General features: G+C 59.7%; 26 protein-coding genes and 1 pseudogene. 13 read left to right on the top strand and 14 right to left on the bottom strand.

Annotated features, from left to right (window positions below; translation table 11 throughout):
- Positions 1-5: 5 nt before the first annotated feature.
- Positions 6-1061: an FAD-dependent oxidoreductase gene (locus ORD17_RS02170; RefSeq protein ID WP_308389275.1), complete on the bottom strand. Its 1056-nt coding sequence runs from the start codon at positions 1059-1061 to the stop codon at positions 6-8.
- An 84-nt stretch (positions 1062-1145) separates the two neighbouring features.
- Complete coding sequence (locus ORD17_RS02165) at positions 1146-2072, bottom strand: MerR family transcriptional regulator (RefSeq protein ID WP_308389274.1); 927 nt, start codon at positions 2070-2072, stop codon at positions 1146-1148.
- A gap of 124 nt (positions 2073-2196) precedes the next feature.
- Between ORD17_RS02165 and ORD17_RS02160 the strand changes: the two genes are divergently transcribed.
- Genes ORD17_RS02160 through ORD17_RS02150 form a run of 3 tightly spaced genes read left to right on the top strand, consistent with a single transcriptional unit; the run spans position 2197 to position 4261 of the window.
- Entirely contained in the window at positions 2197-2595 is a 399-nt protein-coding gene (locus tag ORD17_RS02160) for a PAS domain-containing protein (protein ID WP_308389273.1), read from the top strand.
- Positions 2592-2915, top strand: coding sequence for a hypothetical protein (locus tag ORD17_RS02155; protein WP_308389272.1), 324 nt, complete (start codon positions 2592-2594; stop codon positions 2913-2915). The genes ORD17_RS02160 and ORD17_RS02155 overlap by 4 nt, the downstream gene beginning before the upstream one ends.
- A complete protein-coding gene (locus ORD17_RS02150; RefSeq protein ID WP_308389271.1) occupies positions 2912-4261 on the top strand; it encodes an AMP-binding protein in 1350 nt (449 codons plus the stop codon). Before ORD17_RS02155 ends, ORD17_RS02150 begins: the two co-directional genes overlap by 4 nt.
- Before the next feature lie 12 nt (positions 4262-4273).
- Here the strand turns inward: ORD17_RS02150 and ORD17_RS02145 are convergent, their stop codons facing one another.
- Positions 4274-4699, bottom strand: a complete 426-nt coding sequence (locus ORD17_RS02145) for a type II toxin-antitoxin system HicB family antitoxin (protein WP_308389270.1) — start codon at positions 4697-4699, stop codon at positions 4274-4276.
- Positions 4700-4704: 5 nt separating this feature from the next.
- Entirely contained in the window at positions 4705-4884 is a 180-nt protein-coding gene (locus ORD17_RS13420; RefSeq protein WP_374693383.1) for a type II toxin-antitoxin system HicA family toxin, read from the bottom strand.
- Between the two features lie 374 nt (positions 4885-5258).
- Here ORD17_RS13420 and ORD17_RS02140 point away from each other — a divergent pair, with 374 nt between their 5' ends.
- Positions 5259-5990: an SDR family oxidoreductase gene (locus tag ORD17_RS02140; RefSeq protein WP_308389269.1), complete on the top strand. Its 732-nt coding sequence runs from the start codon at positions 5259-5261 to the stop codon at positions 5988-5990.
- 75 nt (positions 5991-6065) lie between these two features.
- On the opposite strand, the gene ORD17_RS02135 is transcribed toward ORD17_RS02140, so the two are convergent.
- From ORD17_RS02135 to ORD17_RS02090, 10 genes and pseudogenes are all read right to left on the bottom strand, one after another.
- Positions 6066-6338: a type II toxin-antitoxin system RelE/ParE family toxin gene (locus tag ORD17_RS02135; protein WP_308389268.1), complete on the bottom strand. Its 273-nt coding sequence runs from the start codon at positions 6336-6338 to the stop codon at positions 6066-6068.
- Positions 6322-6519: a TraY domain-containing protein gene (locus ORD17_RS02130; protein WP_374693382.1), complete on the bottom strand. Its 198-nt coding sequence runs from the start codon at positions 6517-6519 to the stop codon at positions 6322-6324. Before ORD17_RS02130 ends, ORD17_RS02135 begins: the two co-directional genes overlap by 17 nt.
- 246 nt (positions 6520-6765) lie before the next feature.
- Entirely contained in the window at positions 6766-7239 is a 474-nt protein-coding gene (locus tag ORD17_RS02125) for a TspO/MBR family protein (RefSeq protein WP_308389267.1), read from the bottom strand.
- 9 nt (positions 7240-7248) lie between these two features.
- Positions 7249-8772 (bottom strand): FAD-binding domain-containing protein, encoded by a 1524-nt coding sequence (locus ORD17_RS02120; RefSeq protein WP_308389266.1) that lies wholly within the window; start codon positions 8770-8772, stop codon positions 7249-7251.
- A gap of 8 nt (positions 8773-8780) precedes the next feature.
- Complete coding sequence (locus ORD17_RS02115) at positions 8781-9371, bottom strand: DUF3833 domain-containing protein (protein WP_308389265.1); 591 nt, start codon at positions 9369-9371, stop codon at positions 8781-8783.
- Complete coding sequence (locus ORD17_RS02110; protein ID WP_308389264.1) at positions 9368-10651, bottom strand: MFS transporter; 1284 nt, start codon at positions 10649-10651, stop codon at positions 9368-9370. Before ORD17_RS02110 ends, ORD17_RS02115 begins: the two co-directional genes overlap by 4 nt.
- Entirely contained in the window at positions 10632-11192 is a 561-nt protein-coding gene (locus ORD17_RS02105) for a chalcone isomerase family protein (RefSeq protein WP_308389263.1), read from the bottom strand. Before ORD17_RS02105 ends, ORD17_RS02110 begins: the two co-directional genes overlap by 20 nt.
- The gene (locus tag ORD17_RS02100) at positions 11185-12405 is read right to left on the bottom strand and encodes a cyclopropane-fatty-acyl-phospholipid synthase family protein (protein ID WP_308389262.1); all 1221 of its coding nucleotides are present in this window, start codon (positions 12403-12405) and stop codon (positions 11185-11187) included. The genes ORD17_RS02105 and ORD17_RS02100 overlap by 8 nt, the downstream gene beginning before the upstream one ends.
- A gap of 79 nt (positions 12406-12484) precedes the next feature.
- Positions 12485-13114, bottom strand: a pseudogene (locus tag ORD17_RS02095) (DUF1365 domain-containing protein); the annotation flags it as partial.
- A gap of 26 nt (positions 13115-13140) precedes the next feature.
- On the bottom strand, positions 13141-14448 hold the full coding sequence (locus ORD17_RS02090) for an FAD-dependent oxidoreductase (protein WP_308389261.1): 1308 nt from the start codon (positions 14446-14448) through the stop codon (positions 13141-13143).
- 124 nt (positions 14449-14572) lie between these two features.
- Here ORD17_RS02090 and ORD17_RS02085 point away from each other — a divergent pair, with 124 nt between their 5' ends.
- The 9 genes from ORD17_RS02085 to ORD17_RS02045 all read left to right on the top strand — a co-directional run bounded on the left by ORD17_RS02085 (position 14573) and on the right by ORD17_RS02045 (position 24475).
- The gene (locus ORD17_RS02085) at positions 14573-14719 is read left to right on the top strand and encodes a DUF2256 domain-containing protein (protein ID WP_308389260.1); all 147 of its coding nucleotides are present in this window, start codon (positions 14573-14575) and stop codon (positions 14717-14719) included.
- Positions 14716-16254 carry a cryptochrome/photolyase family protein gene (locus ORD17_RS02080; protein WP_308389259.1) on the top strand — a complete coding sequence of 513 codons (1539 nt, stop codon included), beginning with the start codon at positions 14716-14718 and terminating at the stop codon, positions 16252-16254. The genes ORD17_RS02085 and ORD17_RS02080 overlap by 4 nt, the downstream gene beginning before the upstream one ends.
- 78 nt (positions 16255-16332) lie before the next feature.
- A complete protein-coding gene (locus ORD17_RS02075) occupies positions 16333-17223 on the top strand; it encodes a magnesium transporter CorA family protein (protein WP_308389258.1) in 891 nt (296 codons plus the stop codon).
- A complete protein-coding gene (locus ORD17_RS02070) occupies positions 17220-18155 on the top strand; it encodes a magnesium transporter CorA family protein (RefSeq protein WP_308389257.1) in 936 nt (311 codons plus the stop codon). The genes ORD17_RS02075 and ORD17_RS02070 overlap by 4 nt, the downstream gene beginning before the upstream one ends.
- On the top strand, positions 18146-19093 hold the full coding sequence (locus ORD17_RS02065) for a CorA family divalent cation transporter (RefSeq protein ID WP_308389256.1): 948 nt from the start codon (positions 18146-18148) through the stop codon (positions 19091-19093). Before ORD17_RS02070 ends, ORD17_RS02065 begins: the two co-directional genes overlap by 10 nt.
- A 9-nt stretch (positions 19094-19102) precedes the next feature.
- Positions 19103-20017 carry a CorA family divalent cation transporter gene (locus ORD17_RS02060; RefSeq protein WP_308389255.1) on the top strand — a complete coding sequence of 305 codons (915 nt, stop codon included), beginning with the start codon at positions 19103-19105 and terminating at the stop codon, positions 20015-20017.
- A gap of 379 nt (positions 20018-20396) precedes the next feature.
- On the top strand, positions 20397-21542 hold the full coding sequence (locus tag ORD17_RS02055) for an outer membrane beta-barrel protein (protein ID WP_308389254.1): 1146 nt from the start codon (positions 20397-20399) through the stop codon (positions 21540-21542).
- Positions 21543-21588: 46 nt separating this feature from the next.
- A complete protein-coding gene (locus ORD17_RS02050; RefSeq protein WP_014003049.1) occupies positions 21589-22806 on the top strand; it encodes an ISL3 family transposase in 1218 nt (405 codons plus the stop codon).
- Between the two features lie 85 nt (positions 22807-22891).
- Positions 22892-24475 carry an APC family permease gene (locus ORD17_RS02045; RefSeq protein ID WP_308389253.1) on the top strand — a complete coding sequence of 528 codons (1584 nt, stop codon included), beginning with the start codon at positions 22892-22894 and terminating at the stop codon, positions 24473-24475.
- Positions 24476-24908: the final 433 nt, after the last annotated feature.

Raw genomic sequence — 24908 nt, 5'->3', positions numbered from 1 at the left:
ACCTCCTACGCGCTCATTTTTGCGAGTTGATACAGATCCATCACCGCTCGCGAGCCCGCCGACTGCCCTTGGGCGATGGAGTCGTCGATGGTTTCTGGACCCGTCGCCGCGCCACAGACGTAGATGCCCTTGCGTGTCGTGCCCTGACTGTTGGTGTACTGCTCGGCCTTGTCGATAAAGCCATGCTTCTCCAGACCAATACCAAAGGTCTTGGCAATCTCGGGATTGAGGGCGTTGGGATCCATGCCAATGGCATGCACGACCATGTCCATGGGGATGACGATGGGGCGCTTCACCAAGGTGTCTTCGCCTTTCACCAGGAGGCGGCCATCGGGAGACTTGGTCACCTCGGCAATACGCGCCTTGACGAACTTGGTTTTGTACTCTTCCTGGCTCTTCCAGTAGAACTTGTCTTCGTAGAGCCCGAAGGTCCGAATGTCCATGTAGTAGATGAAGACATCCGTAGATGGTGACAACTCTTTGATCTCCATGGCGAGATTGGCAGAGACGGTGCAGCAGATCTTGGAGCACCATTCGCGGCCAATCTGCCGATCGCGGGAGCCGACGCAGAGAAGAATGGCTACTCGCTCCGGTACCCGCCCGTCCGAGGGGCAGCGAATCTGGCCGGTGCCGACCATCTGCTCCATCTGGGTCGTGGTGAGCACATCCTCATAGGTACCAAAGCCCCACTCCGGCTTGTTGATGGAGTCGAAATGGGTAAAGCCGGTTGCGAGGACAATGCTGCCGGCCTCCACGCTGCTGCCATTGCTCAGGGTGGCCGTGAAGTTTCCGGCTTCACCGTCGAGCTTGGTCACCTTGGTGGATTTGTGAATACTGACGTTGCCATCGCCTTCCACGCGGCTGACCATGCGGCCGATGGCATCCTTGGCCCACTCGCCCGAGGGGACGAGCTTGGAGTAACCAGAGATGATTGGGGCGCCGCCCAATACATCTTCCTTTTCCACAATGACGGCTTTCTTGCCCATGCCGGCGATGGTTGCGGCTGCCGAAAGACCGGCTGGGCCGGCACCCACTACGAGAACTGTATCCTGCGCTGCCATGACACTGCTCCTCTGCTGACGCTACACAGTCAAGATAGTAGCCGCAGAGGACATTGTCAAGCTTATGTACTAGACAAATATCAGTCAGGATTCTCGCAGTGGTTTTTGCCAGCTCTGCACCGCCTCCAACAAGTCGCGTAAGCGGCGAAAACGCGGCATGCCGTCGGCATCAGGGTCGAGCTCCTCGGCGCCGCTACCGCTCAGCCAGAGGCTGGTGCTCGCAGGCATGCCGCGGCGCAGTTGCTGCAAAAGTTGTTGGTTCTTGGCGTTGACGGAAGCGGCAGAAACGGCAATCTGCAAGACCGGCACCGGGCAATGTTGCAGGCAGGCCAGAATTTCCGCAGATGCTGGCTCATAGCCCAGGAAGAGGACATCCGCTCCACTGCCGAGAAGAAGGGTGCGAGTCATCTGCAACTCGAGCTCGCGTCCCTCTCCGGGCAGATTGGCGAGCAGGATCTGCAGGTTGTTGGCGCCCGCCGGCGGCAGCATGGCGCGCGCCCAACTCATCGACTCCAAGAGCTGCTCCTGGGCAATGGCATGCACAAAATCGGGCACGGCTTCGCCAAGTTCGGCCTGGGCAAGCTGCTGATATAGGGGGGCGGCGATGTGCAGGATAAAGGTCTGTACTCCCAGATTGGCGAGGTGCTGGCGCAGTAGTTGTGCCGAGTGGCGAAAGTCCAGCCGCGTCAGGTGCCCCCACAGTGCATCGACTTCGCTTTCAGCAGTCGTTGCGATTGGAGCACTGCTGGCACTGGGAATTTCCTCTAGAAGCCGCTGCAGCTTTGCTTCGTTGGCGCCGACGACGAAGCCGGGCCGATAGCCTGCCGCCAGCAGCTTGTTGATGTTTTGTAGCCGTTCGATTTGCTCGCGGCTATACAAGCGGTTGCCGCTGGAATCCCGAGCGGGGACCGGGAAATCGTAACGGCGCTCCCACATACGCAGGAGTTCCTTGGAGATTCCCGTCTCCTGCTCGACGACGCTGATCGGATATTGATGCTCTTCCGCTTGCATTGACGTGTTCTGTTCTCGTTTTGTATAGGACGGTATTGAAAGAGGGCTCCGCATGCACTAGGATCATATTGCCATGATTGGCGCGTATAGTACAAAGCCGAGACGAAGAGGCAAGGGGAGGGCGGTGAAAGAATTTTTCCCGATCCAATGGCGGGACCAACTGGCCCGCATCGACCGCCAGCAAGTCGAGCTCTGGAGCTTTGGCGTGATCGCTCTCAATGACGACGCCAAGGTCGTACTCTTCAACAGTGCCGAAGAGCGACTGAGTGGTCTGCCGCGAGAGGAGGTCCTCGGGCATGATTTCTTCACCGAAGTGGCACCCTGCACCGCCAGCCGTCTCTTTCGCGGCCGTTACCTGCGCGCCCGTGCTGAAGGTCATCTCGATGAACACTTTTTCTACACCTTCACCTACCGCATCCGCCCGGTTTCGGCGCATATTCACATGCTCCACGACAGCGAACAGTCTCCCTTGGTCTTCATTTTTCTCGATCGCGTGGTGCCTCTTTTCGAGGATCTGGGATGAGTAGCGCCCCCGATTGGCTCAGTAGCGACTGGTTGCTGGCGACCTGCGATGCCCTCGCCGCTCAGCGCTTTCAAACCCCGCAGCTGCGCGAGGAGCAGGATCTGCTGCTCTATCTCTGCTTGCTCTGTCTGTGGCAGCTACTCAATAACGCGCATCAGGGCGATGGAGAGCAGTTTCTCAGCGCGCAGCAGGCGCGGCAGTTGCAGGAGGTGGATGCGCGCATCGCCTTGCTCGAAAGCCTTATCCCGCCGGCCTTGCAACAGCGGGCACAGCAGTGCCAGCGCAGCTTGCTGGCGCAGATGGATGAATTGGCGCCGTGAATGCTCGCGATGCCCTGCTGCAGGCCCTGCGCGATGGTCTCGAAGGCGGTTTCTGTCTCGATTGGCGTCCCGCGGGAATCAGCCGGGCTTGGCCGGGGCAGGCGCTCTTGGCTTGGGCAACCCAGCTGCGACGGCGCTGGCACCGGAGCTTGCCGCCGCGTGCGCGCATCGCCGTCGCCCTACCCAACAGTCCGGCCTACATCGCCCACTGGCTGGCGGCTTGGCAGGGGGATTGGGTCTTTTGTCCTCTGCCCGAGTCGTCTCCCGCGGAGCGCACGCGCAGGCTGCAGTCCCTACGACCCGCGCTCTTCGTCGACTGGCGGGACGGAACGCTGCGCGAACACTGGTTTCCCGTCGATGATACGATCATCGATCCCGCAGAACTCGCCAATATCTACTGGAGCTCTGCCAGCATCGGTCAGGGTTCTGCCTACGGACTCAGCTATGCCGCTTTGCTCTGGCAGTGGCGACAACATGCGCCGCAGATGGAACTCGATCGCCAGAGTCTGCTGCGCAACACCCTTCCCTGGGCCCATGTCTTTGCAGGTGTGCTCGAACTCTTGCCGGCGCTGATCGCCGGTGCAGAGTTGCGCGTGGCGCCCATCCTCGAGCTGCGGCACGAGACGTTTACTCATCTTCTCACGGTGCCGCGGGTGGCCGCGCTCTTGGACGATGACCAGATCTATTCCCTGCGCGGAGGCAACGTGGGTGGGGCCGCAATGGATGACGCCCTTGCCCGGCGCCTAAGCGGTAGCGCGCTGCAGGTTGGCTATGGCCAGACCGAGGCCGGGCCCGGTATCAGCCTCGGAGCAAGGGGGGAATTTTCTACGGGCTGCATCGGTTCCTTTCTGCCCGAAGTGGAATGTCAGGTTGCCGAGACCCTGCGCTATCGTTCGCCCGGCCAAGCCTTGGGGCGCTGGGATGGCCATGCTTGGCAATCTATCGTCGATGCCGAGGGTTACGTCGACAGCGGCGATCGCATTTCTCCTCTCCCCGAGGGCGGATACCGCTGGCTCGGGCGGCGCGATAGCGCGTTCAAATTGGCCGATGGCCGGGGTATTCAGCCCGAGGGCGAAGAGCTGCGTTTGCGTGCCCAATATCCGAGCCTGCAGCAGATTGTCGTCGGTGCCCCGGGGGAACGTCGCCTTGCCGTACTGGCGGCGGTGGCCGATACCGACCCGGCGCAGCTACGTCGCCGCTGGCAAGAACCCTATCCCCTCTACGTTTTGCCCCCGGACAGCTGGAGCAGTTGGCAGAGTGCCGCCGGCAAACCCAGGCGCCTGGCGCTCTACCACGACTGGCCGGGAATCTTGTCGCAGGCATATCGCATAGGAGGAGGGAAATGAATAGAAAAATCATCAAGCTACACGAACCTCGATATGCCGCCCAAGTGCACGTGCGGCTGCTTCGATTTGATCAAGACGAGATGCATGGTTTAGGTCAAACAAGCGGTCCACTTGAGGCAAATGCCAGCCTAACCTACGGGCAAGTTCAGCTTTTCGAATCCCCTGTTCCAACATGGCTCGGTATAGACCGAGCTTGGCACATTCCAAGGCAGACGGGCTAACGGTTTTCTGACCCTTCATGGGCGAACTTGGAACGGGAAGTGGTTTCCGTTCGTCTACATACATAGAGAGGGCGGTCTCAAGCGCGTCTGCTGCCACCAACAGCGCCTCATCTTCATCCTCACCCTGGGTGATGGCTTCAGGGATGTCCGGGAAAAATACCACGAAACCGCCTTCTGGCTGTGGATGCAGCACTACGGGAAAGTCGAAATCGCTCATTTGTGTCACTCCTTCAACCCAAGTTGTTTCTTGATTGCCTCGACGAGACCTGTCTTTAGCTCACCGGCATGCATGGGGAGCACCGACTGACGCCCGTTCAGATACACCTTCAGGTGCGCCCCCTTTCCTGGTTGGAACGTCGCCCCTCGCTTGGCGAGCCATCGCTTGAATTCGTTCGAGTTCATGGCCGGAACATATCACTTCTGTTGTTATTTTCAACCGGCATTGGAAAGGTATTTCTCAACCCACCGGTTAGCTTGGGCGAGTTGATTGTTGGACTAGCAAGAAGCGTCTGCAGTCATCGCGACTGATTGGTCCAGCGGATTGTATACAGATCACCCGAGGACCGCGCCGTTGCAGACCGCGACAGGCCTTATCGCCTGGGCGGTCTCGTGGAGGTAGATTGCTTTTGTTGGGGGTCGGAGCTTTGGAGGCAAGTGCCAGAGTGGAATTGCGGGTAGCGCGCTGCTGGCTAGCTCAAGCCCAAGCCCAAGCGCCTCGCGCTTTACCACGATCGGCCGGGAATCTTGTCGCAGGCATGTCGCATAGGAGGAAGAAGATGAGAGGGAATCTTGTAGTCACCGGTGCTTCTGGGGCTCTGGCGCAAATTTTCATGCCCGCAGCGCGTGCCGCAGGCTGGCGCGTCATTGCCGTTTCTCGCCGCGAGCCGCCCGCGGACTCGCCCGCTGAAGATCTTTGGTTGCAAGAGGACGTTTCCACTATGGCCGGCGCCGAGGCGGTATTCGCCCGCCTCGGCGAGGCCGGCGTGCTTCCCGATGCTCTGGCGCATCTGAGCGGTATGCTCCTGCTTGCGGGTTTGGCACAGACCTCGGAGGAGCAGTACCGCGCCTGTATGGCCGCCAATCTCGACTCTGCTTTTTTTATGCTGCGTGCCTTCGTCAAAGCGCGGCGCCGAGGGGGCGGTGGAGGCGCTGCGGTGTTCGTCTCGTCGGTGGTAGCCGACATCGGCGTGTCCTTCCACGAGGCAGTGGCGGCGGCCAAAGGCGGACTGGAAGCACTGATCATGGCCGCTGCTGCCACCCATGCGCGCGATCAGATCCACGTCAATGGGGTGCGCTCGGGGCTCATGGATAGCCCGGCGGCAGCGCATCTGTTGCGCAACGAGCGGGCGAGGGAAATGGCCAAGCAGCAATATCCACTCGGCGAGATCATCTCTCCCCAAGAAGTTGCCAGCGCCCTACTGTATTTGCTCGGCGCCGAACAGATCACCGGTCAGGTTTTGGCCGTCGATGCGGGTTTTGGCGCCGTGCGACCGCTTTGCAGTGTATGAGGACAGACAGTTGGTGCCCCTCGGACGCGGAGCCGTGTCATGGGAGAAAAAGGGTACGGGATCCGAGGGGCTACGTCATTTCCGGCATACTTCCTTGCGGTTGCCGATGCGCAGAACGAGGATGCGAATCGCATCATCCTCGATACTGGCGGTGATACGATAGTCGCCAACGCGGTACTTCCAGAAGTCTCCCAGCCTGGAACCTTTGAGGACTTCGCCAATGCTGCGCGGGTCGTCGAGCGGGGCGACGCGCTCCCGCAGAAAGGCAGTTATGCGCTTGGCAACGGTCCTGTCCAGTCCGGCCAGGTCTTTCTTAGCCTTGTCATCGAAGTCAATCCGCCAAGCCAAGGTCGCGTTCCACTTCGTCCAGCGTGTAGCTGCGGCTGCGGCCTTCCCGGAGATCGATCAGGCGTTGCTCTGCAAGGTATAAATCTTCGAGGTCATCGAGGTGCTCGAGGATGGCTTCGCGAGCATAGAAAGTCTTGCTGCGCCCTGTGGCCTTTGCCAGTGCTTCCAGGCGGGCTTCCACTTCAGTGGGCAGTCGGATGGCAAGCAGATTTCGGGTCCCGTTCTAAAAATGCAATACAAGTATAGCGAGACTGTCGGGTTTGAACGATTCGCGAGATACTTTCGGGTACGCGCCCTCCCAGTAAGCATCGTCGGGGAAAAACTGCGATCCGAGTGATTATCGCCCAAACGTGCCACATCGTTCATTATGTGTTGGTGATCATACGCGAAGCGTCAGGAAGACCCCAAAAAATGTTACGGAGTTGTTTCATGCCAGGCGCGCGCGGTTCAGCCACCAAACACCGGCATTGAGATACCAGGCGATGGCGAGCCAGAGCAGGTAGGGAAGCAAGAGGATGCCAGCGATGGTCTGCAACGAAAAAAACAGCAGCGTATCGAGCAGAACCAGAAGGAACAACGCGCTGAGGTCGAGAAGGGCAGTGCGCACGCGATGCAGACCGAAGAAGATCCACGACCAGGCCCCGTTGGCCAGAAGTTGCAGGGCGTAGAGCAGGAGGGCGAGGCTGCGCAGAGGGGAGGCAGGAGCAAGCCAGATCTGCGCTGCTGCTAGCGCCATGGCAACGTAAAGCACTGTCCAAACCACGGGAAAGACCCACGGGGTGGGAGTCACCGATGGCTTGCGTAGGGACTGGTACCATTCATCGGGGCGAAATCTGGCGCCGGTGGCAGCGGTCGCAAAGCTGAGGAGAAGGCTGACCAGGTAGGTAAAGAAGATTTCCACGATCTTGCCTCACGAAAACAGGTCGAGTTGCCGTCCATCGTCCGGCGCCCGGGCTGCACGGGAACTGCGCTTGCGGCTACCGTGGCGCTGCAGGGTTTGCTGTGCCTCTTGCCGCGCAGTGATCTCCCGTCGCGCGGCGAGGATTCGGCCGCGGGCATGGCGGGTTGCTTGCGCCAGGGAGACGATGGGGAAGGGATAATTCTCGCCGAGCACAACGCCTAAGCGCTTGGCGCTGCTCTCGGGCAAGAGCCAGGGTTGCTGTACCCAAGGGGCCGGCAGTTGCGCGAGTTCCGGCACCCAACGGCGGATGAATTCTCCCTCCGGATCGAGTTCCTGCGCCTGTTTCGTCACATTGTAGATGCGCAACGCATTGATGCCGGTGGTGCCGGCCTGCATCTGCACCTGCGGATAATGGATGCCCGGCTCATAATCGAGAAAGAGGCGCGCCAAGTGCAGGGCCGGCTCGCGCCAGTGTAACCAGAGGGCATAGCTGCTGAAAGAGACCAGCATCGCCCGCATCCGAAAATTGATCCAGCCCGTGGCCTGCAAAAAACGCATGCAGGCATCGACCAACGGGAATCCCGTCTCTCCCCGCGCCCACGCATGAAAACGCGCGGCGTCGAACTCTGCCTCGCGCAGACCATCGAGGGCGTGCTGTAGGTTTTCGAATTCGATGCGGGGCTCATCTTCCAGTTTTTGCATGAAGTGCCCGCGCCACGCGAGCCGTGCCTGCAGGCCTTGCAATCCGCGCTGTCCCGGCTGCTGCCGCTGTGCCGCCGTGACTGCTTGCACCACTTGGCGGCTACTGACGATTCCGAGGGCTAGGTAGGGCGACAGACGCGAGCAATACCGCTGCGCGCTGATCGGGCTCGACATGCCGCGCAGATAGTGACGTTGCCGGTTGACGAGGAAATCGCTGACCAGATCCTGCGCCCTTCGCGGGGTAGCGAGAGGAAGGTGCTTCGACGCCAGCCCATCACCGAGATGCGGGGACGGCCATTCCGGCAATTGCTCCGGGTCGATGCTGCCCCTCGGCAGCCCAGCGCTGAAGATCGTCGAGGGCGTTGGCGGGATCGGGGCGCGCATGAAGCGATCGCGTTGCGTTTGCCATAGGTCACGATCGCGCAGGGGACGGACGACGCCATCTTGAGGAAATTCGTACCAGGGAATCCCCTCTTTGCGCAGCCACGCCGCAACCCTGCGGTCGCGGGCGTAGGTCCAGGCATTGCCCACCTCCTCGTGGCTGTAAAGCGCGGCAATCCCGGTTTCCTCTTGGATCTGTCGCAACATCTCCGGCACTTCCCCGCGGAGAATGCAGAGGGGCAGTCCCAACTGCCCTAGCTCTGCGGCGAGAGACTGCAGCCGTGCGCGTAGCCACTGCCAGTGCCGACCGGAGCTATCGGGTTGTTGCCAGAGTTCCGGCTCGATCACATACAACGCGAGCACCGGGCCGCGCGTGGCAGCCTCGGCGAGGGGTGGGTGGTCGGCAACGCGCAGATCGCGCTTGAACCAGACGACGCCGGGGGCCCGCATGGAGCGCCTCACTGGGGTGCGGTCATGGCGGCGCGATTCTCGGCGGTGTCTGGCAGTTTGTGCATCTCCAGGGTGATGTCGCCAGCATGCAGGCCGTACCAGGTGACATCGGTGTGGTCGATGACGACATTGGGCTCGATCATGTACATCCAGTCGTCGGCGTGCAGATTATAGAAACTCTTGCCCACCGGTTGTTTGACGTTGTAGCTCCAGTGCAGGGCAAAACCATAGGCATCGCCGGAAGCCTTCTTCACGTCACCCGCGGAACCCTCGGCATAGCCGGAGAAGTGGTGATTGCCATCGTCCACCAGATGCCAGACGCGCTCGGCGTGAGTGATCTTGCCGTCATTGGCAATGTAGGTGAAGTACTCGTCCAGGGTACCTTGATTGCCTTGCCAATGTCCGAGCATGCGCACGGTGAAGCGGTTCACCACCTTGCCCGAGCGGTTCTGGAACATGCCAGTAGCCAGCAGCGGGCCGTTGAAGAACTCGCGCAGGGAGAAATGTGGCTGGGTATGGGCGTAGTCCTGGGGCACGGTGGCACAGCCGGAAAGGGCAAGGACAGCAGCCAGCGGGGCGAAGAGAACAAGACGTTTCATCGATAGACTCCTTGGGGAACAGTAGCGGGAAAAAACTCCACCCGACGGGGTTGCAACCAGTAGATGGAGCAGATTTTGAGCAGCGCCGGCACCACAGCGTAACCGAGGAGCAATGCCCAAAGATTCTGGCCGCTGGCGCTGTAGCCCAAGAGCTGCAGCAGCGGCAGGATGAGGCCGGCGCCAAGGGCCGTTGCCGCCTTGCCGACCCAGTTGTAGAGGCCGAAGTAGGAGCCCGCGCGCGCCTCGACGTCGTTGTCGGTATGGTCGGCAAGAATGCTCGGCGGCAGGGCTTGATCGGCACCCAGGGCCAGGCCGCTCACTAGGCAGACGAGGGCATAGCCCCATAGGAGATCGGGGCCAAGAAAGCCGGCGCCGAGAAAGGCGGTGGTGGCGAGTACCATCGCCCAGCGCCAGGCCTGGGCCTTGCCGCGGCGATGGGAGAGCCAAAGCCAGAAAGGCATACCTGCGGCCCCCGCCAGGAAATACAGCAAGAGAAAGGCAGGCGCCCAGCTCGGGGCGCGCAGGATCTGATCCACAAAAAAGAAAAACAGCGTGGCGGCAACGGTATTGGCGCTTTGGGAGAGGGTGTAGACCCCCAGCAGACGTGCCGTGTGCGGGCGTTGCAGTGGCTCATAGAAACGCCACCAGGGTCCCTGCCGTGTAGCTGCCACCGAGCGGCGCAAGCGTCGTCCACGCAGGGGCAGGGCAGCAAGCAGCAATAGCGCTGCAAAAATCCCCGCAAAGATCGGCCAGGCCGTCGCCGGCCCCAGTCGCTTTTGCAAGAGCTCGGGGAGAGCGGCGGCGAGGAGCACGCCCAGCAACGCGCCCGCCTCCCGCGCCGTCGTCAACCAGCTGCGACCCTGATAATCCGTCGACAGCTCCGCTCCCAGGGCCTGGTAGTTGAGGCTGCTCAGGCTATAGGCGAGGTAGAAGGCAAAAAGGGCGGGGATCAGGGTCCACCACACGCTGATTTTAGCAATCGGATTGAAGAGAAAATAAAAACTCAAGATCAGCGGAGGGAGCCCCATCCAGATCAAGCCGAGTCGACTGCCGCTGTGTGCCGCCCAATGGTCGCTGGCCCGCCCGATGAGGGGGTCGATGACGGCGTCGCCAAGCCGCGCCAGCAAGAGCAAGACACCAATGCCGGCGAGGGAAAGCCCAAAACGGGTGGCATAGAGATGCGGCAGCAGGAGATAGACGGGCAAGGCGGCAAAAGCCAAGGGTAGGCCCAGCGGCGCATAGCGCAGCAGGATGCCCGCCTCAGGCCGCTCCGTCGCCATGGCCGAGGTGCAGAAGTTGCCGACGCAAACCGGGAACCCTGGTTTGCGGGTCGAGCCAAATCCCGAAGAAGGCGGGGCAGAATTGCGGATTGTCGATTTTGCTATAGAGCTTGCCGTTGTAATAAAAGGCGGTGTACTGGTTGGGTATGCAAAGGCCGACAATCTCATCCCCGGGCCGGACGCTCGGGAAGGCATGGGCGAGTTCTGCGGCGAACCGACGGCGCAAGGAGGGATCGGGGTGGCTCAGGCGATCCATTTCCCGCAATGAGGTCCTGGCGAGCTCCTGGCTCGAAAAATCCCGCTGATAGTGAATCGCCAGGGCGAAGGGCGCAGACTGCGGGGCATAGCTGCTGCCATCTACATACAGAGCGGCGTCGTAGACATGGAACAGAAACCAGTAGAGCCTGCCGGCACCGAGCAGGTGCAGTCCGGGCACCGCCGCATAGACACTGCTCGGCAAGGGAACATCTACCGCTGCTGCCCAGGCTTGGGGTGCAAGGGCGAAAAGCAGCAGGAGGATGGCGAAGAGCCGCTTAGCCATGGGCCAAGGTCCACTGACCGACGCCGATGCTGCCTTCCAGAAATCCGCCCTCGCAGTAGGCAAGGTAAAAACGCCAAAGGCGTTGAAAGGTGTGATCGTAACCCAGTTGCGCCAGCGCCTCGGTCTCGGCGTCGAATTTCGTCCGCCAGGCGCGCAGGGTGCGGGCATAGTCCTGGCCGAATTGGTGCTCCCCCAGCACCTGTAGGCGAGCCTTTCGCAGCTCTTCCCGCAGTGCCGTCGGCGAAGGGAGGAAGCCACCGGGGAAGACATAACGGCGGATGAAATCGGAGCCGCGACAGTATTGCGGGTATTGGGCATCGGTGATGTGAATGGTCTGCAGCAGCACCCGCCCGCCGGCACGGAGCAGGCTGTTCAGGCGGCGGAAGTAGGTAGGCCACCACTCCCGACCCACGGCCTCGAACATCTCGATGGAAACGATGCCGTCATACAGACCCTTGACGTCGCGGTAGTCGCAATATTCCAGCTCGACCCGTTCGCTGAGACCAGCGTTGCGGATCCGCGCCTCGGCATAACGTAGCTGTTCACGGGACAGGGTGATGCCATGCACTCGATAGCCTTGGCGCGCCGCGTATTCGGCAAAGCCACCCCAGCCACAACCAATCTCGAGAATCTGCGAATCTTTCGGCAGGGCGAGGCTCTCCAAGGCCAGGGCATATTTGCGTTCCTGGGCGTGGCTGAGTTCTTCGTGCCGGTTGTCGTCGAAGCAGGCGCTGGAGTAGCTCATGCTTGGATCGAGCCAAAGCTGATAGAAATCGTTGCCGAGGTCGTAGTGCTCGGCAATATTGCGACGGCTGCCGCGGCGGGTGTTGGGGCGGAATTGGTCGAGGAGCCAAAAGAAACGTCGTCGCCACCAGCTCCCCTGAATCCACGACTCGACGGCATGGCGATTGTGCAAGGCCAGGGCGATCAGCTGCGCCGGATCAGGGCTGTCCCAGAGTCCTTCGAAGTAGGCGCGACCCAAGCCGACATCGCCATCCTGCAAAACATAGCGCATGACCCGCCAGTCATGGATCTGCCACTGGGCACGAGGTCCATCCTCGACGCCATCGAAGTGCCAGGTCTCCCCGTTCGGGGTACGCAATTCCAGGCTGCCCGCGCGCAGATGCTGACTGAGCAGGCGTTGCAGCATGGACGCTGCCCGTGGGTATTTGCCGGTATTCAGGGGCAAGGATGCGATACGGGGGGTACTCATAGACTGATCTCCTCGGAAGGGGGGAGGGTTTACGTTGCAGGCGAATGCCCGCGCGCCAGATCTTCAAGGCTTCCCAATGGATGCCGACGGTAACCATGAAGCTCATCAGGGGATTGCCGAGTACGGCGAGCCAGGCGCTGGTCCAATGGAGGTCTCGGCGCTGACCAGCGAGTTGGGTGATCAGGCGCGCCTGACCAGCAGCGTCGTAATGATGAATATCGACTTGCACGCGCTCGCTGTCGAAACGGAAGCGAAAGCGATAGCTGCCATCGACAGTGAAAAACGGCGAGACATAAAAGGCCTTTTCACTCTGTAGCCACTCCGAGGGCAGGATCTTGCCCCCGTCGGGGTGGCGTAGCAGGTAACTGTGATGCTCGCCGAAGGTGTTGTTCACCTCTGCGAGGACCGCGCGCAGATCGCCGTCGGCGTCGAGGGCCAGCCAAAAACTCACGGGTTTGAAGGCATAGCCCCAGAGCCGGGGATAGGTGATGAGGTAGATTTCCTCGGGGAAAATCTCGGACTTGGCAAAGATGCTGCGAATCCACGGCTCCAGAGTAGAGCCATTGCGCGCTCCGTGATCCCCAATACGAAAGCCGAGGGGGGTGGCGCGCAGGATCGTCTGCAGTTGCGGCAACTGGCTGAGAGCAAAACAGAGCTGGAAGCCGCGATACCGAAAGGCACGGCGTTGGGGCTGCAGTCGTCGGTGCATCACCCGTACCGGCAACAGCGCAGACTTCATGCTGCGTTGGGGCATAACACTGCTTCCGGGCGGCTCTGGGTGGCTGCCTTCTCTTCCCAGGGGATGCGTACCCCGAGCGCGCGTGCGACCTCGACGGCACTGCGCATGCCGTCCTCGTGAAAACCGTAGCCCAGCCATGCTCCGGCCAGATACAAACCCTGCACCCCTTGCAGCGCGCGCAGGCTGGCTTGGGCCGCCACGGCAGGGCCGTCGAAGACCGGATGGGCGTAATTGATCTCCCGCCAGACGAGGGCAGGGTCGGGTTCCCGTTCGGGATTCAGGGTGACGATGATGGGATCGCGGAAAGGCAGGGGCTGCAATTTGTTGATCAGATAGCTGACCGCCACCGGCCGCTCGACGCTGCTCCCAACTTCGCGGTGAAAATTCCACGCCGACCAGGCCTGCCGCCGCTGCGGCAGAAAGCTCGCATCGCGATGCAGTACGGCGCGGTTGGGTTGGTAGCGGATGGCGGCCAAGGGCGCATGATGCTCGGGCCAATGTTCCCCGAGGAGGGGGAGGAGCTGGTCGCTGTGCACCGCACTGACTACAGCGTCGAAATCTTCCACCCCGGCCGCACTGTGTACACGAATGCCTGCACCTAAGGGTTCGAGGCGCAACACCGGTGTCCCGCTGCGCAGGTCATCCAGTTGCGCGAGGATCCGTTGCACATACTCCCGCCCCCCGCCTTTTACCGTGAGCCACTGGGGGCGACGGAAGATATTCAGCAGCCCGTGATTCTCGTAGAAGCGCAAAAAGGAGCGCGCTGGGTAGGCGCGCATCTGCGCCACGGGGCAGGACCAGATCGCCGCCGCCATGGGCAACAGGTAGGCCTCCTGCAGCCACTCGCCATAGCGTCCGCGAACAAGAAACTCCCCCAGGGAGATGTCAGACGCTTCCGCGCGCAGCCACGCCTTGGCGTCGCGATTGAAGCGCAGAATGTCGCGCAGCATGCCGTAGAAGGCCGGACGCAGCAGATTGCGACGCTGGGCAAAGAGGCCGTTCAGATCCGTGCCGCTCCATTCCAGCTCAGGATCGGAGAGGCGCACACTGAACGTCATCTGGCTGGCCACCAGCTCCACCTGCAGTTCGGCAAATAGACCCAGCAGATGTGGATAGGTCCAATCATTGCAGACCAGAAAGCCGGTATCGACGGGGGCAGTTATGCCCTCATGCTCGATTTCCACGGTATGGGTGTGTCCACCGCAACGGGAATCGGCCTCGAAGAGGCTGACTCGATGATGTTTGCGTAGAAGCCAGGCCGAAGCCAGGCCGGCAATTCCACTTCCAATCACTGCAACGCGCATCGGCGCCTCCGGGGGCAAAGTCTAATTCTCTTACGCAAGGAATGGGGGTGCGGATGCAATTCCCTTGCGCATCGGCTTTCACGTCCATATTATGTATAGTACAAATTCAGATCAAGAGTGCTCGATGAAAAAAACGCAGCTACCCCAGAAGATCTGTCCCGTCTGTCACCGCCCATTTTCCTGGCGAAAACGCTGGCGCAAGGACTGGGAGGCGGTGAAGTATTGCTCTGCCGCCTGCCGCGCCAAAAAACAAAGCATCAACAACACATGAACGCCGCAAAACTGGTTTTGCTTCTCGGCGATCACCTTGATCCCCACTCCGCCGCCTTGTCCGAGCTTGACCCCGCCTCCGATCTTTGCGTTTTCATCGAGGCCCGCAGCGAAGCGGAGCAGGTTTGGTCCCACAAGGCGCGGATCGTACTTTTCCTCTCGGCTATGCGACATTTTGCCGCGGCGCTGCGGGAGCGGGGTTTGCCGGTCCTCTACGTAACCCTCCCGGAAAGTTGCGGCGAGAGCTTGGTGGAGCGCTTGGAGCAGATCCTGTTACGGCAGCGTCCAACGGAACTGCGCTGCGCCCAACCGGGAACCTGGGCGTTGCGGGAAGCGATCCGCGCCCTCTGTACCCGCCTCGGCATCGACTACCGGGAGTGCGAAGATCATCGCTTTCTCTTCCCCCTCGCGGTCTTTACGGATTGGGCGCAAGGACGGCGGCAGTACCGCATGGAGCACTGGTACCGCTTTCTGCGCCAGCGCAGCGGCATCCTGATGCAGGGTGACGAACCTCGGGGTGGACGTTGGAACTACGACAGCGACAATCGTCGCAGTTTTGGCCGCGCCGGACCGGGCTGGATTCCCGAGCCCTGCAGTTTTCCGCCGGACGCCATCACCCAGGAGGTGATGGCGATGGTGGAAAGGGAATTTCCGGAGCACCCCGGCAGTCTCCACCGTTTCGACTGGCCGGTGACCGCCGCCCAGGCGGAGGAGGCATTGAACGATTTTCTGCGCCATCGCCTCCCGAGTTTTGGACACTTTCAAGACGCCACCTGGCCGGGAGAGGTTTGGCTCTATCACTCGCGGCTTTCGGCAGCGATGAATCTGGGCTTGCTCGATCCGCGGCGGGCCATCGACGGTGCCATCGCCGAACTCGATGCCGGGCGGGCATCCCTGGCCGCCGTCGAAGGCTTCGTGCGCCAGATTTTGGGGTGGCGGGAGTACGTGCGCGGCATCTACTGGCGCGAGATGCCGCATTATTTGGAGCGCAACGCCCTGGGCGCGGAGCAGCCCTTGCCCGCGTGGTACTGGACTGGCGAGATCGAGATGGCCTGTTTGCGCGACGTGCTGCAACGCACCCTGGAAACCGGCTACGCCCACCACATCGAGCGTCTGATGGTGACTGGACTTTTTGCCTTGCTTCTCGGTGTTCGTCCCCAGGCCATCCACGAGTGGTTCCTGGCGATCTACGTCGATGCCGTAGAGTGGGTCGAACTCCCCAATGTGCTTGGGATGTCACAGTACGCCGATGGCGGTATGCTCGCCTCTAAGCCTTATGTGGCGAGCGGCCAGTATCTGCAACGCATGGGCGGACATTGCCAGCGCTGTCCCTACCGGCCGGAGCAAGCGACGGGCGCCGACGCCTGCCCCTTCACCACCTTGTACTGGGACTTCCTGCAACGCCACCAGGAGACATTCAGCAAGCATCCGCGTACCGCTCTGCAATGGCGCAACCTGGAGCGGAAATCCCCTGCCGAGCTGGCCGCTATCCGTGCGCAGGCGGCGGATCTGCGGGAACGCTACACCATCGTGTGAGCTAAGGCGTCGTCGCTGGCTTCCACTGTCGCCGGCGCCTGTGCTATAACCCAGCCGGATCGGCAAGGGTGGCGACGTATGGCGAGTACGATTCTGACGAGCAGCGGCGTAAGACAGCGCTGGTTCCATCACCCGGTACCATCGCCGGAGTTGCTGGCGACCCTGCTGCAGCAGCTCGATCTCCCCGATGACCTCTTCGACCAACTTCTCGAGCAAGACCAAAGCCCGCGCCTTGAGCGAGTTGGATCGTACCTGCTCCTGGTCATGCAGATTCCGTGGCGGCAGGAAGGCGTCGACGCGGAATGCGTGCTGCGGCCCCTGGCCCTGCTCTGGGGGGAAGATCGCTTATGGACCTTCAGCGAAGTGGAGTGGCCTTTTCTGCGTGAATGGAATGCGCGCAAGTTTCAGGACCCCCGCGTTACCTTGATTTGGCTGATGCAGCTACTCGCAACGAGTTATCTACGCACCGTCGAGCGTTTGCGTAAGGAAATTCTCGTCGTGGAAGCACGCCTGGACGAAACCCAGCGCACCGAGGACTTCTACGCCCTGCTAGCCCTCAGCAAGGCATTGACGCGCTTCTACGTGACCCTCGCCAGCAATATCGTCGCCATTTTCAAGGTGTCGCGCAGCGCCGCCGTGGGTTGGGACGAGGCTAACCGCTCTGCCCTCAACCTCGCCATCGCCGACCTGCAGCACGCCCGCGACCGCGCCGAGATCAGCGCCAACACCGCCAGCGACATGATGGATGCCTACGCCGGCATGGTACAGATCAACATCAACCACGGGCTCAAGGTGCTAACCGTGCTGGCCCTGGTACTCTATGTACCAAGCCTAGTGGCAACGATTTTTGGCGTTAATGTGCCGCTGCTGGAACAACACAGCCACTGGACGGTCTGGGTAGCGATTGGTGTGGCCTTTGGGATTTCCCTGCTCATGAGTGTGCATTTCAAACGGCGAGGTTGGCTATGAAAAATTCGCGGGCAGCACGTGTCATCGCCCTGCGCGGAGAGGGGCGACGCACCTATCACTGGACCAGCGTGACCTCTCCCGACCCGCAGCAGGTTGCCGAGCTGACCCAGCGCTTTCAGCTCTACGAGGAGTATTTTCAGGACGTGCAGGACCTCGACGAGCGTCCGCGTCTGGAAAAGGAGGCCAACAACATCCTGGTCATCCTCAAGATTCCCCTGGCGCGCCCGGATCCGGATTCCGGCCGCCCGAGTTTCTCGGTGCTGCCCCTGGGTATCGTCTTTGGCCGCGAGGAGATTCTTACTGTCAGTTCCGAGGAACTGCCCCTGCTGCGGGCTATCGAGGCGCAGCTACCCAAAGAAGTCGACGAGCTCGACCCGCGCTGGTTGACGGTGGAGATGATCCAGCGCATGGCCAGCGCCTTCCTCGATGCCCTCAAGGTGATCAACGAAGAGATCGTCCACACCGAAGAACGCCTGCACCATTCTCAGAGTAACGACGAATTCTTCAGTATGCTCAGTCTGAGCAAGATCCTCATCCGCTTTACCTCCGCCCTGCGCGGCAACATCGCCGTCCTGCAGCAATTGCTGCGGCTGCCGATCATCACCCAGGATGAAGAGGATTCCGAAGACCTCGCCGACGCCCTCGTCGATCTCCAGCAGGCGCGGGACATGACAGAAATCTACACCTCGACGGTCACCAACATGATGGATGCCTATGGCGGCGTGTTGCAGACCAACATCAGCAACACCCTGAAAGTCATTACCGGCTGGACGGTGATCATCGCCATTCCTGCAACCGTTGCCACCATCTACGGTATGAACGTGCCTTTGCCGCTGCAGAATTGGCATTACGCTTGGCCCACGCTAATGGGCGGCAGTTTTTCGCTTTCTCTGCTGGCGGTGCTGTGGTTTCGGAGGCGACATTGGATCTGAATCCCTGGCTGTGGACGGTATGGCGGAATCCCGCCGAGCTCCCCGCCACGGCCCCGGTGGAGGGTGCCTTCCTGCTCGGCGCCGATGCCGATGATGGCTGGAGCGGCTACGCTCGGGCCCTCGGCTTGCCCGAGTCCTGGTTTCGTCTGCAGCGTCCGGACGAGGATGTTGCCCAGCGCCTGGAGCTCCTCGCATCACAGGTCTGGCACCTGCGCCTCCCTTATGTACACGATCGACGCGATTTGGATGCGGGTATCGAGAGACTCTTGGAGGTCTCCCTTTCGGTCATCGTTGCCCCCGCTAGCCTTTGGGTGCTGGCGCCCGCCGCGAGTCTTGCCTCGGTGCAACGGGAAATCGAAGAGATGAGCAATGCCGAATCCCGGGAACAGGCCCTCCTGCGCCTGATCCTGGTTTGTATCCACAGCCACGACCTTGCGGCGCAGCGCATCGTCGCCCGTTTGCAGACCTTGCGTGCGGCGCTACGCCACGCCATGACCAACCGCGAGCTGCGGGAAATCGTCAAGCTCAACCGCAGTATGGGGGACCTCGTCGTCTCTCTACGCGATCTGGGTCACACCCTGCGTGCTTGGCTGCGCGAGGCAGAGGAAGAAAGCGCCTTGGTCGCCCCCCTCGAGGAGCTGCAGGCGGAACTGCGGCGGGTGGAAGAGGGCGTCAGCCTCGTCTGGGAGCGCTATACCTCGGTCACCAACTGCTATACCGGCATCGTGCAGAACAACTCGCACTCGGTGATGAAGGTCATGACCCTCTGGCTGGCCCTGCTGATGATTCCCATCGCCTTGATCATGCCCTTTCATATGGAAGTCCATCTGCCCCTTGGTCATTGGAAATTCACCTGGTACTTTCTGCTGACCTATGGCTTCGGGGCATCGCTGTATATCGCCTGGTGGGGGAGGAAACATGGTTTCTTCGAGATGTGAGGCCGGCCCATGTTGAGACGGATCGAAGGCGCCTTTCTCACTGGCAACGGGCGCGCTCGCGACTGGTTGCATCTCCTCGCCCCAAGTGCCGAGGAACTGGCCCAAGCGGCGGCGGATCTAGGAGTCCCGGAGCCGTTCCTGCGCCGCCGTCTGGAAGACAAGCCGGCGCGGCCCTTCGTGCGCGAGCAGGGCTTTCTGGCGCTGCAGTTTACCGTCCCGCACCACCATAGCCCGCATTCCAGCACCTTCGATCTGCTGCCTCTGACCTTGATCCTGGTGCCGGGATACCTCGTTACCCTCAGCAACGAACCAGTGCGTTTTCTGGATGCGCTCCTCGATCCCGCAGCGCCGCGCAAGCGCTACGAAGTGGTCCTGCAGATCGTGCACGAAATCGCCCGACGTTACGTGCGCATGTCTCGGGACGTGAGCCAGGACGTGGTCAAGGTAGAGAAAGACCTGCGGCGGGCGCAGACCATCCACGTCATTTATGCCGCCTTGGAAGTCAATGATCGCTTGCTTGACCTCAGCCTCGGCCTGTTGCAGATCGAACATCTCCTCGAGGAGTTGCGGCCCTGGTTACCGAGGGATTCCGCGGAATTTCTCGAATACCACGAAGACAGCCGCATCGAGCTGCGTCAGGCGCGGGAACAGGTCGATACCGAGCAGGAAACCATCAACAGCCTGCTCAATGCCTACACTTATGTGGTCAACAACAACGTCAACAACATCTTCAAGTTCATGGCGGCGGTGATCATTCTCGCCACCATCCCTCTATTCATCCCCGGCGCCGTGGCCATGAATGTCGATCTCGGCCCCATTCCCAATTGGCCCTATTCCTTTGTTACCATCGTCAGCGGCCTGCTTGCTGTAGAACTCGGCACGGCATTTCTTTTTTATCGCATCGGTTGGTTACGGCTGCGCTAGGGGCGCGCAGGGTCTCGCCTGCTGGCGTTCCGCATGTCCAAAAAGGTGCAAAACTGCCTCACTGTAGGGCAAAATTGGCACCCTGATTCGCCAAAGTTGTGCAGGGAGGGATTCCGCTTGAGGGAGCTGGGCGCCACCGCTGGTCGTATGTTCTCCAAAAGATCCGGTTTTATTTTTTTAAAATCATGCAGTTGTGATGGATTTTTTGGGTGTCCCGATGCACAGAGCTCAGGGAGATACGTAATTTGTCTTTTTGGTACAACAATTGCTAACATTGCGGAGCAACGTCCAGATTGTAGCAGCGCAGGTTTGCGCGATTACGCTTGGCGTCAGTGCCGCGCGGTTGTGTAATAAGTTTAACAAATTAGGAGAAAATAATATGACCCATCATCGCAAAATAGCTGTTTTGGTAACTTGCTTGTTTTCTGGCTCCGCGGGGGCGGCGGTTTTACCTGCCACGCCGCCCACCATCAACGTCGACGCCGGCCCTCTCGGTAAGTTGAGTGTGGGCGGGCTCTTGAGTGTCAACGGACGCGCGCAGAGTAATCGCTTCGATCAATCCGGTCCCGCTGGAAAGTATTTCAGTGCCGACGTTACCGATGGTTTGGTTTCCGTGGCCAAAACCAGCGGTCTGCTACAGTTCTACGTCGAAGCAGGTGCTTACAATTTTTATGGTATTGGCCAGCCAGCCAGTTCCACAGGCAGTACTATCAGTAGCACTTTTGGACCGTTGCCTTTGGCCTATTTGCAAATCACGCCGAGCAATGATTTCAACATACAAATTGGCAAACTGCCGGCCATCACCGGCATTACCCCGCTCACGGATCTCATCTCCAGCTCCTACAACATTCAGTTTGGCTTGGATGGTTGGCAGCAGCAGACGATCAGTCGCGGAATTCAAGCCAATTACAGTGCCGGTCCTTTTTCGGCATCAGTAGCCTGGACGGACGGCTATTACTCCAAGCGCTTCAACTGGGTGGTCGGCCAATTGAGTTATAATTTGAACTCTGCCAATTCTATAACGATACAGGGTGGTGGTAACGCCGGCCAAACTGACTATGCCGGTCCTCTGGACAACTCCGATTTCTATCTGCTCGGATATAACTATAGTGGCAGCAAGCTCAATATGTTTGCGTATCTGCAATATCAAAAACTGATCAATGGGCCACAGTTTGGTAATCCTACCGGCGACGGTGATCAGTACGGTGCCAGTATCGATGCCAACTATGCTTTTACTCCTCAGTATTCGCTGAGCACACGTTTGGATTACATGGCCTACAGCGACACTCCGAGCGTATATTATAATGGACAGAGTACTACCTTGGCGGGAAACGATCTCGGCTACGGTCCTGGGAGTCGAGCCGTGGGTCTGACCCTTACGCCGATCTACCAGACCAAGCACTGGTTCCTGGAGGGAGAGTTGAGCTACGTACATGTCTATCACTTCACTCCAGGTGATGCTTTTGGCCAGAATGGCAATCAACCCAATCAGTTTGTTGGGCTCCTCGACACATTGAGTGGGTAAGGCGGTATGATTGCTTTATGGGAAGGGCAGCGAGCTGAGGATAAGGATGGACCAAGGTAATCAACTGTTCACTCTGGCGTTGGGGTTGGTTCCGCCGTGGATGGTGGACGATGTGCGGTTCACGGTGGAGGAAAAGCGCCTGGACCTGCATGTGAACTTCCCAAGGGGTAGTCAGTTTCCCTGTCCGGTCTGCGGCCAGGACTGCCCGGTCTATGACACCCAGGAGAAGGTCTGGCGTCACCTCGACTTCTTCCAGCATGCGGCTTATCTCCATGCCCGCGTACCACGGGTCCATTGCCCGGAACACGGCGTGCATTTGGTATCCGTCCCTTGGGCGCGGGAAGGCTCGGGATTCACGCTGCTCTTTGAGGCTCTAGTCATGGCCATGGTCCGGGAGATGCCCGTGTTGACGGTCTCCCGCCTAGTGCGGGAGACGGACCAGCGACTCTGGCGGGTGCTCGATCATTACGTCGCCAAGGCCCGCGAGGCCGCGGACATGTCAGAGGTCCATTCCGTCGGTATCGATGAGACGAGCAGCCGGCGCGGCCATGATTACATCACCCTGTTTGTGGACCTCGTGGCGAAGCGCCTGCTGTTTGCCACACCCGGCAAGGATGCCGAGACTTTTGCGCAGTTCGCCGAAGATCTGCAGGCCCATGGCGGCAGCGCCGAGGCCATTACGGAGGTCAGCATGGACCTCTCGCCAGCCTTCCAAAAAGGGGCCGCAGAACACCTGCCCAACGCCCAGGTCACCTTCGATCGCTTTCACCTCATGAAGCTCGTCAATGAGGCCGTAGATGCCGTACGCAAGGGGGAAGCCCTCTCCCAACCAGACCTGAAAAAGAGCCGCTGGCTTTGGCTCAAGAACCCGGGAAAGCTCTCCGCCAAGCAAAGCGCCAGGCTCCGGGAGATCCTCAAGAACCAGAACCTCAAGACAGCACAGGCTTATCAGCTTCGCCTGACCTTCCAAGAAATCTTCACCGTCCAGAATCGCCACCAGGGCGCCACCCTGCTCAAGGCCTGGGTGGAAAACGTCAAGGACAGCGGATTACCGCCAATGGTCAAGGTCGCCTACACCGTCATGAATCACTGGGATGGTGTGCTCCGCTGGTTCGAGAGCCAGATCACCAACGGGATTCTGGAAGGCTTCAATAGCCTCCTCCAGTCCGCCAAGGCAAAAGCCCGTGGCTACCGTACCCACAAGAACTTTATCAACATGGCCTACCTGATCCTCGGTAAACTGGATCTCAGGCTACCCACATGAAACATCGAAGAACCGTTTGTTGCAATGATCAACACCGGATTTTTCCTCTGATACCTTCAGAGCCTAACGAACGAGGGAAAAAATCATGACCGGTAAATTAAAAAGAGAAGTCGGTTTTTCTGGTCTCATTTTTGCCAGCCTGGGAGGGATCATCGGTTCTGGCTGGCTTTTCGGGCCGCTTGACGCAGCCCAGATTGCCGGGCCGCTGAGTATCGGCTCGTGGATCATCGGCGCCGTTACCATCCTGTTGCTCGGCCTGACCTACGCGGAGGTGGGGCCACTCTTCCCCCGTGCCGGCGCTGCCGCGCACATTGCCAACGTGGTACATGGGAACCTTCTCGGCAAGATCTGGGCTTGGTTATTGTTCATGTTTTACATTGCCATTGCACCGGTAGAGGTGGTGGCGGTGCTGACCTATGCCAATAACTACATCCCCGGCCTCTTGCAAGGAAACACGGGACTGCTGAGCGGGATGGGTTTGATCGCTGCCGTTTTGCTGTTGGGGGTCATGTTCCTGCTGAATTTTCTCGGAATCCGGCGGGTAGCCATGGTGTTCTCCGGCCTTGGTTGGTGGAAACTGGCAGTTCCCATCCTCACCATCATCGTTTTGGTCAGCCAGAGCTACCATCCCGAAAACCTTCACGTCTTGCACTGGACCAGTAGCTTCCATGGCATGTTCGTGGCGGTCGCATCTTCGGGCATCGTCTTCAGTTACTTGGGCTTTCGTCAGGCCATCGAACTTGGTGGCGAGGCGAAAAATCCCGGTCGTCACATTCCCGGGGCTGTGATTGGTGCCATAGTGGTTGGTGCCATTATTTACATCGGTCTACAGTGGGCCTTTCTCGTGGCAATGCCACCTGATCAGGTGGCGCAGGGTTGGCAAAAATTGAATTTTCCAGGGCTCTTCGGGCCTTTTGCTGCAATTGCTACCTTGCTTGGTATCACCTGGCTGGCAGTATTGATCTATGCCGACGCCCTGATTTCCCCCGGTGGTACTGCTTTGGTCTATGCCACTTCCGCTGCTCGGGCGGTGGTCGCCAACGGCGAGGTCAAGGCTGGACCCAGTTTCTTTACCAAAATTAGCCCCAGCGGTGTACCCTGGGTCGGGGTGATCGTTGCGTACGTGATTGGCTGTCTATATTTTCTCCCGTTCCCGTCCTGGCAAAAGCTGGTCGGCTTCATTACCACCATCTCGGTCATTACCTATGGAATCGGGCCTATCGTGCTGTTACAGTTGCGGCATGCGGTTCCCGATCTGGAGCGGCCTTTTCGCTTGTGGGGAGCGCAAGTGATCGCCCCGATTGCGTTTATCCTTTCTTCTCTCGTGGCTTATTGGGGAGGTTTTCAGGCACTGACGTACATCTTTGGCGCCCTCTTTGGTATATTGATCGTGTATGGCGTCATTGCGTTGTTGCGTGGTAAACAGAGTGGCTTGTCCGGCTTCTACAATATCACCTGGATCTTTCCCTATTTCATCGGACTTTGGCTGTTGTCGTATTTCGGTCCGAAGGTCTTGGGAGGCACTGGTGATATCCCCTTCTTCTGGTCGATGCTGTTGGTCGCTATCCTCGCCTTGATTTCCATGTTCTGGGCACTGAAGGTCACGGTACCCGATGGTCGAGTCAACGACTATTTTGCAGCAATGAAGCAGGAAGGTATTGGTCTGTAATGAGTATCTTTGACACTCTTTAAAGCTGGCGCCCCGAGATTTGTTTGAGCTAAGACGGGGCGCCGTCGACTGGCGAACCAGATTATCGGCCAGTCCATGACTTTTGGGTAAGAACAATATGTAGACACAATGCTGCCTACATCTTGGACTCGCGCGGCATTTTCAATGCCCCATCATGCTGCGTGCTGTATGAGAGGCTCCAACTGGGACAGCGAAGTCAAACGCGCGCAAGAATTGGGCTTGGCTGACACGAATTGAGCTACCAGAGAAGTTTTCTACAGACGTTGGACCGGTAATCGACGCCGCGGCGCAGCAATGTATAGCGGCGCAACTCTCCCGACTCGAAGCCCAGGGGGGACGTCTGATAGCCCGTGGTCCAGCGTCCAGAGTCGATAAAGGCGATGTTTCGCTTGCCACGATGCAAATGGTAGAT

It is taken from the genome of Acidithiobacillus sp. AMEEHan (genome assembly GCF_030996345.1).
Lineage (GTDB): Bacteria > Pseudomonadota > Gammaproteobacteria > Acidithiobacillales > Acidithiobacillaceae > Igneacidithiobacillus.
The sequence above is the reverse complement of the archived record's forward strand: the minus strand, read 5'-3'. Positions and strand labels throughout refer to the sequence as shown.